We start from the raw sequence: 11,605 nt of genomic DNA, 5'->3' as shown, positions 1-11,605 counted from the left end.
CAGCCCTCAATGCTGGTGCGCGGGCGCGCAATCGCGCCGCTCGTCGGCGCAGGCGCCATGCTCGATCTGGAATGTCGAGTGGCCGATCCGGAACTCGTCGCGCATCAGCTGCGCGGTTTCGGCGAGGAAGGCGTCGTTCTCGCCCTGAGACGGCATCAGCAGGTGCGCGGTCAGCGCCACTTCGGTGGTGCTGGTCGGCCAGATATGGACATGATGGACGGCGCCGACGCCGGGCAGGCCGGCAAGCCGCGCGCTGACCTCGTCGACATCGATGCCGCCCGGAACGCCATGTAGCGACATGCTCAGCGCATCGCGGAACAGGCCCCAGGTGCCGGCGACGATGACCGCGACGATCACCAGGCTCATCGCCGGATCGATCCAGGACATCCCTGTCCGCGCGACGATCAGCCCCGCCACGACCACGCCTGCGGACACCGCGGCATCGGCCGCCATGTGGAGGAACGCCCCGCGGATGTTGAGATCATGTTCGCGGCCGCGCAGGAACAGCAGTGCGGTGCCCAGGTTGATGACGATGCCGACCGCGGCGACCGCCATCATCGCGCCGCTTTCCACCGGCGCGGGGTGCAGCAGGCGCTGGACAGCCCCCAGCGCGATCGCCCCGCAGGCGACCAGCAGCAGGATCGCGTTGAACAGCGCGGCGAGGATCGACGATCCCCGAAGCCCATAGGTGAAGCGCGCGCTCGCGGGCCGCTTCGCCAGGGCATAGGCCGCCCAGGCCATCAGCAACCCGAGCACGTCGGACAGGTTGTGCCCGGCATCGGCGATCAGCGCAATCGATCCGGACAGCCAGCCTGCCGCGCCCTCGACGATCACGAATCCCAGGTTGAGGGCCACGCCTATCGCAAAGGCGCGGCCGAACTCCTTGGGCGCATGCGAATGCCCGTGACCATGGCCGGAATGCTCGTGATGCTGATCTGCCATGCCGCCGGCCTACACCCTGGCTTGGAGGATGAGGAAGGCCGTCGGCAGCGCGCCCCGGGACGCCGGCCCGTCGCTATCGGCGACAGCCGCGGCACGGCATCCTGGGGCAGGTTCGAGCGTCATTACGCAGCCAAGCCATAGCGCCGGGCCAAACGCAAGCGCGGCTCGACCGATTCGCGCCGGAAAAGCGACGAAACCCGTCAACAGCTTTTGATGATTTTATCCTATTTTCCATGGACTTGATCGACAATATGGCCGCTCGACGCGACGAGCTGCAGATCGCAACTTTACATAGCTGTTATCGCACCATATATCCGCGCCTCCGCTGCCCCATGGGACTTCCACCGCAAGGCAGCTTTCTTGCCAACGTTACACCCGGAGGTCCCTTGAGTTGCACAAGCATCATAGCGCGCTGGGGCTAGCTGCGTCCCTGAAGCCGGTTCAGCCGGTTACGCTCCTTCGTCCCCACGCCGCCGCGCGGGCTGCCCGGTTCTTCGTGGAGAAGTTCCAGGGGCGATCCATGTATGCGGTCAAGGCGAATCCATCGCCCGACCTGATCCAGATCCTGTGGGATAATGGCGTGACGCATTATGACGTCGCGTCGATTGCCGAGGTGCGGCTGGTCGCGGGGGTGCTGCCCGATGCAACACTCTGCTTCATGCACCCGGTGAAGGCCGAGGAGGCGATCGCCGAGGCGTATTTCACGCATGGCGTCCGCACCTTCTCGCTCGATTCGATCGAGGAGCTGGAGAAGATCGTCCGCGCCACCCAGGCCGCGACCGACCTGACCCTGTGCGTGCGGCTGCGCGTCTCCTCAGAGATGTCGAAGCTTAGCCTCGCGTCGAAGTTCGGCGTCGAGCTGAGCGAGGCGAAGGAGCTGCTGATCCGCACCCGCCAGGTGGCGGACGCGCTCGGCATCTGCTTCCACGTCGGCAGCCAGGCGATGAGCCCGTCGGCTTATGTGCAGGCGATGGAGAAGGTGCGCGCGGCGATCGTCCTGGCGGCCGTCACGGTCGACGTGATCGATGTCGGCGGCGGTTTCCCGTCGGTTTACCCGGGGATGGAGCCACCCGAACTCGAAGGCTATTTCGACGCGATCCACAAAAGCTTCGAGAGCCTGCCGGTCAGCTATTCGTCGGAACTGTGGTGCGAGCCCGGCCGCGCGCTGTCGGCCGAATATGCCAGCCTGCTGGTGCGGGTCGAACGCCGCCGCGAGCACGAGCTGTACATCAACGATGGCGCTTATGGGGCGCTGTTCGATGCGGCCCATATCGGCTGGCGCTTCCCGGTGAAGCTGCTGCGCGACACGCCGTCGCGGGCGCGGGACCTGGCGTTCAGCTTCTACGGCCCGACCTGCGACGACATGGATCGCATGGCGGGCCCGTTCATGCTGCCCGCCGATATCGGCCCCGGCGATTATATCGAGATCGGCATGCTCGGTGCCTATGGCTGCGCGATGCGCACCGGCTTCAACGGCTTCACCGCCGGCGACCGGGTGGTCATGGACGACGAGCCGATGGCGAGCCTCTATGTAGCCGACGACGAGGTCCGCGAGGCGGTTCCGTCGAACGTCATCAAGCTGTAAGGGCTGACGACCACATTAATCCGTCATCCCAGCGAAAGCTGGGATCTCGTTTCCTTGCCAGAAACAAGGGAGATCCCAGCTTCCGCTGGGATGACGGCGATTGATTTCTGGAGAAGACAATGACCGAAGTGGCCATCAACGACACCCGCAAGGCCGAGCTGCTCTCGACCGTGGTCGAGCATATCGACATCAAGAGCTTCGACGCCCGCCCGATCATCGACGCGATGGGCAAGATGAGCTTCACCAGCCGCGATCTCGCCCGTGCCACCGGCATCTACAACCAGATGCTCGAGGATCCCGACTGCACCATCTTCCTGGTGATCGCGGGTTCGACCTCGGCGGGCGGCTGCATGGACGCCTATGCCGAACTGGTCCGCTCGGGCATGGTAGACGCGGTCGTCGCTACCGGCGCGTCGATCGTCGACATGGATTTCTTCGAGGGCCTCGGCCACAAACATTACCAGGCGCTCGAAGTGCCCGACGACGATACGCTGCGCTCGCTGCTGATCGACCGGATCTACGATACCTATATCGACGAGGAGCAGCTCCAGGATTGCGACCACACGATCTACGAGATCGCGAACTCGCTCGAACCGCGCCCCTATTCGAGCCGCGCTTTCATACGCGAGATGGGGAAATATCTCGTCGAGCACGGCAAGAAGGAGAACAGCCTCGTCAAGCTCGCCTATGAGCATGACGTGCCGATCTTCTGCCCCGCCTTTGTCGACAGCTCGGCGGGCTTCGGCCTCGTCAAGCATCAGGTCGACTGCATGAAGGCAGGCCGCCCCTATATGGTGCTGGACGCGATCGCCGACTTCCGCGAGCTGACAGACATCAAGATCAAGGCGGGCACCAGCGGCCTGCTGATGATTGGCGGCGGCGTGCCGAAGAACTTCATCCAGGACACCGTCGTCTGCGCCGAGATTCTCGGCCATGACGATGTCCAGGTCCACAAATATGCGGTGCAGATCACCGTCGCCGACGTGCGCGACGGCGCCTGCTCTTCGTCGACGCTGCAGGAGGCTGCGAGCTGGGGCAAGGTCAACACCGGCATCGAGCAGATGGTCTTCGCCGAGGCCGGTTCGGTGGTGCCGCTGCTGGCGTCGGACGCCTATCACCGCGGCCATTGGAAAGGCCGTGCGAAGCGGGCGTGGGGCAAGATTTTCGATTGATCGGGCCGGACCGGCGGGAAGTTTGCGCATGACGCTAGGGGCGAAGCGATGAGCGACCTCATCGGCTTCGAGCGGGCAGCCTATGCCCGTTCGCCCGACCGCATGGCGCGGATGATCAGCGCGCTGCGCAACATGACGGTCGGCACCCTGCTCGAGGATGCCGGCCAGCCCGACAAGGCGGTCAACCGCGGCGTGCTGATCCACCGGCTAGCCGCTGCGATCATCGCGGTCTTCGCCGATCCCCAGCTGGAGCTCAGCGCCGCGGACGCCGACCGCCTGATGGTCGTCGCCGGCACGATGCGGCAGGTTTTCGAGCTGTCGGGCTTTGGCGGCCCGGATGTCATCATCCGGCTGCTCGGCGATACGCCGGTCAGCGCGCCGGCCGGGCAGATCGCGAAGCGGCTCGTTCTGCTATCGCTGGAAACGCCATTTGAATGGGATCCGAAGATATTGGGCGCAGCGGGGCCGCGCCTTGCCACCCAGCTGCTGGCTAGCCTGATCGCCACCAAGCCGGTGATGACGCTGCGCGGCCAGCAGCGCCGCAACCAGCTGCTCGATGCCGCCCCGTCGCTGCCGCTGGGCACCTACCCTGCCGGCGTCGATCATCTGGTGCTGATCAGTTCGGCCTGGATGGTCTGCAGCTATGCCGGCACCGCGGGGAAGCACGCGATAAAGCGCGGCTTCAACGGCGTGCTGCGCAATGTGGCGGCGGATCTTGGCCTCCAGGACGCGGAGCTGCCGGCGAGGCGGGCCGACAAGACACGCCCGGTGCTGTTGTTCGCCGCAGAGATCATGCACAGCGTTCATGTCCAGTATCGCTATTTCGGCCAATATCTGCGGCAGCTCCGCACCCGCTTCGAACTGGTGCTGCTGACCGAGAAGCGCGAGGTCGACGAGGCCGTGGCAGCACTGTTCGACCGGGTGCTGACGTTCGAACGCGGCACCGACACCGTCTATCTGCGCGACATCGCCCGGCTGATCGGTGAGACGGCGCCAGACATCATCTTCTATCCCAGCGTCGGCATGCGCCATTGGGGCCCGCTGTTCGCCAATCTGCGGCTGGCGCCGATCCAGCTGACCGGGCTGGGCCATTCGGCATCGACCTTCTGCGACACGATCGACTATTATCTGCTCGAGCAAGGCTATGTCTCCGATCCCGCACTGTTCGGCGAAACCGTCATAACCCTGCCCGACGACAGCCTGATCTTCGAGCGGGCCCCGCATTATGCACCGCTTCCGCCGCAGATCCGCGACAAGCCGCAGCCGCTAAGCATCGTCCTCCCCAGCAACGCGCTGAAGCTCAATCCAGCCTTCCTGTCCGTGATCGCGCGGATCCGCGCCGACGCCGGTCGGCCGCTCGAACTGCATCTGCTTCCCAACGCGACGGGACTGGAGCTCGACGCCATCCGCAAGAGCGTCCAGCAGATCCTGCCCGGCGCCATCGTCCATCCGACGTTGCGCTATGACCGCTACCTCGAGATCGTCTCATCCTGCGACCTGAACCTCAGCCCCTTTCCGTTCGGTGGGCTGCACAGCGTGATCGATTCGCTGCGGCAGGGCATTCCGGTGGTGGCGATGGAGTGCCCCGAACCGCACGGCCGCACCGATGCCATGCTGCTGCGCCGCCTCGGCATGCCTGAATGGCTGGTGGCAAGGACTGAAGCCGAATATGTGGCGGCTGCGCTGCGCATCGTCCGGGATGATGCCCTTCGTGTCGATCTCAGCAGGCAGGCGCTCGCGCTCGACATCGACACCGTGATGTTCGGCGATGCGGCCACCTCGCTGCGCAGCGAGGTGGCCGATGCGCTGTGGTGGCTCTACCGCCATCATGAATTCATCCAGTCGGACGGCCGCAAGCTGTGGAACCAGGCGGATCGGCAGGGCGTCAGTTCAGCTTGACGACGGCCTGCCGATCGGGGCCCGCTGCTTTGTGCTTTCCTGCGCCAGCATCCGCATCAGCTTGTACAGTTCAGCCGTCTTCTCGGCCATCGCCGGGGCCTCCAGCTTGTTCAGCACGGTCGCAATCCGGCGGTCCATGTAGCTGGCGGTACCCCAATAGGCGAGGCCCCAGTTGGGAAAGCGGTAGCAGTCGATCGGCTTGCGCTCGATGATGGTGACGCAGTCGTGCCGTGGATCGTGCGCGATGCTGCTCATCAATTCATCCACCGCCATCTCCGGGCCCTCGAGCAATTGCCCGAAATGCCGCTCGGTGTAAATCAGCGCGCCGCGCACGGCCAATTGGGCGTTGCGCGCCATCGAGCCGCTGACGATGCTGTCGATCTCCTCCTGCTGCGCGCAACGTGCGATCAGGCTGCGACTAACGTAGATTAGCGAAATCATCCTCATGCTGCGGTGATGCCATGATCAAGCGGCCGGCGCACTTCGCAATTATACCAATTTAACCATGATTTACGCGATTCCTATGAGAGCCCCCCACGGCGATTCGGGTGGACAGCCTGGCAGTCAGCCGTCAGCCTGCGTAAATCGGGGAGGATGACGAGATGCATACACAGATATTGGCAGCCGTCATCGCACTGGTGCTGTGGACCGGCGCGATGATGGCCTGGCTTTTCGCCACCCGCATACCGGCCATCGTGAAGGGACGCCTTGTCTACGATCCGCAGCGGCCGGTCAGCGAATTCATGGACAAGATACCGGCGCGAATCCGGTGGAAGGCGGACAATTACAACCACCTTCACGAGCAGCCGACGATCTTCTATGCCACCGCGATCGTTCTCGCCCTGTTGGGCGCAGGCGGCGGCATCAACGCCGCGCTGGCGTGGATATATGTCGGGCTACGCGTGGCGCACAGCCTGGTCCAGGCGCTCTCCAACCATGTCGGCCTGCGCTTCATGCTTTTCCTGGCGGCTTCTCTGGTGCTGTTCACGCTGGCCATCAGGGCCGCGCTGATCCTGTTGTCGGGCCCTGCTGCTTAGCCTGGTGCCCGTATGAACGCGGCGACCAGCTCGACATGGGTCGACCAGCGGAACTGGCCGACCGGGGTGATCCGTTCCAGCTGCCAGCCGCCCTCCACCAGCGTCCGCGCGTCGCGCGCGAAGGTCGAAGGATTGCACGAAACATAGGCGATGCGCGCGACCTTGGCCGAGGCGACGAGTGCTGTGACCTGCTCGCGAGCACCGGCGCGTGGCGGATCGAGCACCACGGCGGCGAAGCGGTCGAGTTCATCCGGCTGTAGCGGGCGACGGAACAGGTCGCGATGCTCGACGGCGATCAGGCGCTGGGCCCGCTCCCCGGCAGACTTCAGCGCCAGCGCCGCATCGCGCGCGCCCTCCGCCGCATAGACGCGGCGCCCGGCGGAAAGCGGCAGGGTGAAGGTCCCCAGCCCGGCGAACAGGTCGGCGACCATGTCGGCGTCGCCGACGATCGCCTCGACCGCCGCCACCAGCGCCGCTTCGCCATCGGCGGTCGCCTGAAGGAAGCCACCGGCCGGGAAGGTCACCGGAAGTCCGCCCAGCGTGACGGTGGCGGGCTCCGGCTCCCAGCGCGGCTGCGAGCCGTAGCCGTCGTCGATCGAGAGCCGCGCCAACCGGTGCAGCTGCGCGAAATCGTTGAGCGCTTCCACCGCCGCCAGTCCCTCGACCTCGACCTTGTCGAGCAGCAGGTCGACGCCCTGGTCGACGAGCGTCATCTGGACGCCCGCCGCGCGCCGGTCGCGCAGCATCGGGTGCAGCAATTTACGCAGCGGATCGATCAGCGCGAACAGCGCCGGATGCATAATCGCGCACATCTTCATGTCGACGATGTGGTGGCTTTGCTCCTCGTTGAAACCGATCAGCATCCGCTTGCCCTGCCGTTCGGCGCGCAGCGAGGTCCGGCGGCGCGTCTCGGGTGCCGACAGGATGGCGGGCGTCAGTTCGGGAGTCGCGATCTTCTGCTGGCCCAGCGCACTGACGATCCGCTGCCCCATGAACTCCACATAGCTGGAGTCGTCGATATGCTGCAGCTGGCAGCCGCCGCATTTCGGAAAATGCCGGCATGGCGGGTCGACATGATGCGGGCCGCGGACCAGCGTGCCGTCCACGGCGAGCAGGTCGCCGGGCGCGGACAGCGGCGAGTGCCGTCCATCCTCGGTAATGCCCTCGCCGCGCGCGGCAATGCGGATGATCGGGACCATGTCGTTCACAGGCACTCCGCCATTGCTGCGGGAAGATGCCCGATCAGGTCGTCGGCGATAAGGGCCGGCCCCGCCAGTTCGGCGGCGCGGCCATGCAGCCAGATGCCCGCGCAAGCCGCTTCGAAGGGCGCGAGGCCGCGCGCGCGATTTGCTGCGATGAGCCCCGCGAGCACGTCGCCTGTCCCGGCGCTGGCGAGCCAGCCCGGCGCCGTCCTGGCGATCGCAGCGGCACCGTCCGGCGAGGCCACCACCGTATCGGCGCCCTTGAGTACGACCACGGCGCGCGACCGCGCCGCCGCGGCACGCGCCCGCTCGATCCGGCTGCCGGGCAGATCGCCGAACAGCGCCGCAAACTCGCCTTCGTGCGGTGTCAGCACCGGTGTTCCGGCAATAGGGCCGGTGCCGGCCAGCAGCATCAGCGCATCGGCATCGAGGACCAGCGGCTTGCCGCTCGCCAGCGCCGCATCGAGCAACGCGCGGCCCGCCGTATCGCGGCCGAGCCCCGGTCCGACCAGCACCGCCCCCACCCGGCGGTTGGCCAGCACATCGCCCAGCGCGGCATCGCGCCGGACGATCGCGGCCGGCCCGCCCGGTCCGCGGCCGACAAGCGTCACATAGCCGGCGCCGCCGCGCTGCGCCGCCATCGCCGCCAGCAGCGCCGCACCCGGCATGGCGCCCTCCGCGACGACGACATGGCCGCGGCTATATTTATGATCGGCGGGGCCAGGTGCGGGAAGATGCGGCCGCCCGATTTCGACGAGCAGCGAAGTCCCCGGGATGCCGATATCCGCCACGACCAGCCGCCCCATCAGCGCCGCGGCCGGCTGTAGCCGGTGCGCCGGCTTGAGCACCGCCAGCGCGACCGTCAGGTCATAGCCGATCGCGGGCCCGAGCAGCGCGCCGTCGTCGGTACCGATCCCGCTCGGCAGGTCGACCGCGATCCTCCGGGTCGCCGCTCCCGCCAGCCGCGCCAAGGGTTCCGCCACCGCCGCATCGAGCGGCCGTGCAAGGCCGGTGCCGAACAGCGCGTCGATCATCACGGATGCAGGCTGCGCCTCCACCAGCGGCTCGACCGGACCACCCCAGCGCGATCGCATGGCGCGCGCGGCATCGCTCCTGGGTTCGCCGCTGGCCGCAACCCGGACGCTGACCCCACGCGCCTTCAGCAGCCGCGCGATCACATAGCCGTCGCCGCCATTATTTCCGGGCCCACACACCACCAGTGTCGACGCGCGCCCCGCATAGCGCCACGCCACCTCGGCGACCGCGCTGCCGGCGAGCTCCATCGCCTGCTCCACGGTAACGCCCTGCGCGAACGCCGCCGCCTCGGCGGCGCGTGTCTCGGCGGCGGTGAGGATCGCTCGCCCGATCATGGCGCGATCCGCGCGGGCAGGCGATAGACGGTGCTGCCGGCCGTCACGTCGATGCTGTCCTTGCCCGGCTTCACCGTCACGGGCTCGGCCCCATCCGCTGCGATCACCCCGCGGCCGTCCTTGACGACGAGCAGTCGGCGAAACCCGCCATCGGGCATCCGCGCCGTCAGGACTATGCCGTCGGGACTGCGCATCCTGTCGATGGTACACAGTTGCTCGAAGCCGCTCTTGCCGGGCAACAGACAGGCGATCGGCTCGCCGGCGATACTGCCGCTGCCGGCCGGACCACAGCCTGCCAGCAGCGCAAGCAGCGGCCCGCCTGCCATCGGGAGCCGGCTCACATCAGCGCTCCGCTGCACTGAAGGCTGAGCGCTGCTCCAAATTCAGATATCCGCAAAGACGTGAGTCTCGGCCTTGCCGCCGGGATGCGTCACCGCACCCGCCCAGGCCGGCCCGACATTCTGCGCATAGCGCCACAGCGCGCCCGACTGATAGTCGTTCATGCGCGGCCGCCACTTGGCCTTGCGGGCCGCCAGCACATCGGCCGGCACCTCCAGGTCGATGGTGCCTGCGACGGCATCGATGCGGATGATGTCGCCATTCTCAATCAGGGCGATCGGGCCGCCGTCGGCGGCTTCGGGTCCGACATGGCCGATGCAGAAGCCCCGGGTCGCCCCCGAGAAGCGGCCGTCGGTGATCAGCGCGACCTTCTCCCCCATGCCCTGGCCATAGAGCGCGGCGGTGGTCGCCAGCATCTCACGCATGCCCGGACCGCCCTTCGGCCCTTCGTAGCGGATCACGATCACCGAGCCCTCGCCGATCTCGCGCGCCTCGACCGCGGCGAAGCAATCCTCTTCGCAGTCGAACACCTGCGCCGGCCCGGTGAACTCGAGCCGCGCCATGCCGGCGACCTTGACGATCGCGCCCTCTGGCGCAAGCGTGCCCTTCAGGCCGACGACGCCGCCGGTCGGGGTGATCGGCGACTTGGCGTCGTAGATCACCTTCTGGTCAGGGTTCCAGGTGACCTCATCTATATTCTCGCCCAGCGTCTTGCCGGTGACGGTCATGCAGTTGCCATGCAGCAGCCCTTCGCCGAGCATCGTCTTCATCAGCATGTACACGCCGCCGGCATTGTACATGTCCTTGGCGACATATTTGCCGCCAGGTTTGAGGTCGGCGAGATATGGTGTGGTCTTGAAGATCTCGGCGACGTCGAACAGCGAGAAGTCGATCCCGGCCTCATGCGCCATTGCCGGCAGGTGCAGCCCGCCATTGGTCGAGCCGCCGGTCGCCGCGACGATGCGGGCGGCATTCTCGAACGCATCGCGGGTGCAGATATCGCGCGGGCGGATATTCTTCGCGATCAGCTCCATGATCTGGCGGCCTGCCGCGCGCGCGATCTCGTCGCGGCCACGATAGGGCGCGGGCATCATGTTCGAATTGGGCAGCGACAGGCCGATCGCTTCGCCGACGCAGGCCATGGTGTTGGCGGTGAACTGTCCGCCACACGCGCCATGGCCGGGGCAGGCTGCCTTCTCGATCGCGGTCACTTCCGACAGCGGGCAAGCATTGGCCGAATAGCGCCCCACCACCTCGAACACGTCCTGCACGGTAAGGTCGCGGCCCTGATAGGTGCCCGGCAGGATCGAACCGCCATAGACGAAGATCGACGGCACGTTCAGGCGCAACATCGCCATCATCATGCCGGGGAGCGACTTGTCGCAGCCGGCGAAGCCGACGACCGCGTCATAGCAATGGCCGCGCACCGACAGCTCGACCGAATCGGCGATGACTTCGCGGCTGACCAGCGAAGACTTCATCCCCTGATGACCCATCGCGATGCCGTCTGTGACCGTGATGGTATTGAACCGCCGCGGCGTGCCGCCCGCTTCCATCACGCCTTCGCGGCAGACGTCGGCCTGCGCGTCGAGCGCGGTGTTGCACGGCGCAGAGTCGTTGCCTGCGGAAGCGACCGCGACGAACGGCGCCGCAATCTGCTCCTCGGTCATCCCCATTGCATAATAATAGCTGCGCTGCGGCGCCCGCTCGGGGCCTACCGAGACATGGCGGCTGGGGAGTTTCGACTTGTCGAATATCTGCGTCATCGGGACTTCCTTGGTTGCGCGGAGCGCTCTAGGCGCTGCGGGGCGGTCGAGGCAAGGCCCTGGCAAGCCGTCCGGAGCGCGCGTGTCGGCATCGAGCAGCGTTGTGCCGGCAGCAAAGGCGCGGTCGCCGCCATGAGAATTGGGCAGCACTTATCGGCAGCGACGATCCCATGGCAGGACCAGGCTGATGCTACTTCGCCTTCATATTCCGATTCGATGAACCGGTGCCGATCGACAGTCCGGCGCTCGGTCGCGCAGCTTACCCTTCACCCACCAGCCGAAAGCGTCCGTCG

Annotated in this window: 10 protein-coding genes; 4 read left to right on the top strand and 6 right to left on the bottom strand. The window is 66.6% G+C overall.

Annotation, left to right across the window (positions count from 1 at the left end):
- Window positions 1–6: 6 nt before the first annotated feature.
- Window positions 7–942: a cation diffusion facilitator family transporter gene (locus AC1DQK_RS10255; protein WP_477870070.1), complete on the bottom strand. Its 936-nt coding sequence runs from the start codon at window positions 940–942 to the stop codon at window positions 7–9.
- 391 nt (window positions 943–1,333) lie between these two features.
- Here AC1DQK_RS10255 and AC1DQK_RS10250 point away from each other — a divergent pair, with 391 nt between their 5' ends.
- The 3 genes from AC1DQK_RS10250 to AC1DQK_RS10240 all read left to right on the top strand — a co-directional run bounded on the left by AC1DQK_RS10250 (window position 1,334) and on the right by AC1DQK_RS10240 (window position 5,598).
- Window positions 1,334–2,527, top strand: a complete 1,194-nt coding sequence (locus tag AC1DQK_RS10250) for a type III PLP-dependent enzyme (RefSeq protein WP_477870068.1) — start codon at window positions 1,334–1,336, stop codon at window positions 2,525–2,527.
- A 119-nt stretch (window positions 2,528–2,646) separates the two neighbouring features.
- Window positions 2,647–3,699 (top strand): 1,9-bis(guanidino)-5-aza-nonane synthase, encoded by a 1,053-nt coding sequence (locus AC1DQK_RS10245; protein WP_477870066.1) that lies wholly within the window; start codon window positions 2,647–2,649, stop codon window positions 3,697–3,699.
- Between the two features lie 48 nt (window positions 3,700–3,747).
- Window positions 3,748–5,598, top strand: coding sequence for a hypothetical protein (locus tag AC1DQK_RS10240; RefSeq protein WP_477870065.1), 1,851 nt, complete (start codon window positions 3,748–3,750; stop codon window positions 5,596–5,598).
- Here the strand turns inward: AC1DQK_RS10240 and AC1DQK_RS10235 are convergent.
- Window positions 5,590–6,039, bottom strand: coding sequence for a BLUF domain-containing protein (locus tag AC1DQK_RS10235; protein WP_477870843.1), 450 nt, complete (start codon window positions 6,037–6,039; stop codon window positions 5,590–5,592). The genes AC1DQK_RS10240 and AC1DQK_RS10235 overlap by 9 nt on opposite strands.
- 161 nt (window positions 6,040–6,200) lie before the next feature.
- On the opposite strand from AC1DQK_RS10235, the gene AC1DQK_RS10230 reads away from it, so the two are divergent.
- Window positions 6,201–6,635, top strand: a complete 435-nt coding sequence (locus AC1DQK_RS10230; protein ID WP_477870063.1) for an MAPEG family protein — start codon at window positions 6,201–6,203, stop codon at window positions 6,633–6,635.
- On the opposite strand, the gene AC1DQK_RS10225 is transcribed toward AC1DQK_RS10230, so the two are convergent.
- Genes AC1DQK_RS10225 through ilvD form a run of 4 tightly spaced genes read right to left on the bottom strand, consistent with a single transcriptional unit; the run spans window position 6,632 to window position 11,312 of the window.
- On the bottom strand, window positions 6,632–7,834 hold the full coding sequence (locus AC1DQK_RS10225) for a class I SAM-dependent RNA methyltransferase (protein WP_477870841.1): 1,203 nt from the start codon (window positions 7,832–7,834) through the stop codon (window positions 6,632–6,634). The genes AC1DQK_RS10230 and AC1DQK_RS10225 overlap by 4 nt on opposite strands.
- A gap of 5 nt (window positions 7,835–7,839) precedes the next feature.
- Window positions 7,840–9,207, bottom strand: coding sequence for an NAD(P)H-hydrate dehydratase (locus AC1DQK_RS10220; RefSeq protein WP_477870061.1), 1,368 nt, complete (start codon window positions 9,205–9,207; stop codon window positions 7,840–7,842).
- Window positions 9,204–9,548, bottom strand: a complete 345-nt coding sequence (locus tag AC1DQK_RS10215; protein WP_477870059.1) for a hypothetical protein — start codon at window positions 9,546–9,548, stop codon at window positions 9,204–9,206. The genes AC1DQK_RS10220 and AC1DQK_RS10215 overlap by 4 nt, the downstream gene beginning before the upstream one ends.
- 42 nt (window positions 9,549–9,590) lie before the next feature.
- On the bottom strand, window positions 9,591–11,312 hold the full coding sequence (gene ilvD / locus AC1DQK_RS10210; protein ID WP_477870057.1) for a dihydroxy-acid dehydratase: 1,722 nt from the start codon (window positions 11,310–11,312) through the stop codon (window positions 9,591–9,593).
- Window positions 11,313–11,605 lie beyond the last annotated feature (293 nt).

The organism is Rhizorhabdus sp. P4_G5 (assembly GCF_056401065.1).
The sequence above is the reverse complement of the archived record's forward strand: the minus strand, read 5'-3'. Positions and strand labels throughout refer to the sequence as shown.

Coding starts and splice junctions, on each gene's coding strand:
- AC1DQK_RS10255 (WP_477870070.1), bottom strand. CDS start 942: ATGGCAGATCAGCATCACGAGCATTCCGGCCATGGTCACGGGCATTCG.
- AC1DQK_RS10245 (WP_477870066.1), top strand. CDS start 2,647: ATGACCGAAGTGGCCATCAACGACACCCGCAAGGCCGAGCTGCTCTCG.
- AC1DQK_RS10240 (WP_477870065.1), top strand. CDS start 3,748: ATGAGCGACCTCATCGGCTTCGAGCGGGCAGCCTATGCCCGTTCGCCC.
- AC1DQK_RS10235 (WP_477870843.1), bottom strand. CDS start 6,039: ATGATTTCGCTAATCTACGTTAGTCGCAGCCTGATCGCACGTTGCGCG.
- AC1DQK_RS10230 (WP_477870063.1), top strand. CDS start 6,201: ATGCATACACAGATATTGGCAGCCGTCATCGCACTGGTGCTGTGGACC.
- AC1DQK_RS10225 (WP_477870841.1), bottom strand. CDS start 7,834: ATGGTCCCGATCATCCGCATTGCCGCGCGCGGCGAGGGCATTACCGAG.
- AC1DQK_RS10220 (WP_477870061.1), bottom strand. CDS start 9,207: ATGATCGGGCGAGCGATCCTCACCGCCGCCGAGACACGCGCCGCCGAG.
- ilvD (WP_477870057.1), bottom strand. CDS start 11,312: ATGACGCAGATATTCGACAAGTCGAAACTCCCCAGCCGCCATGTCTCG.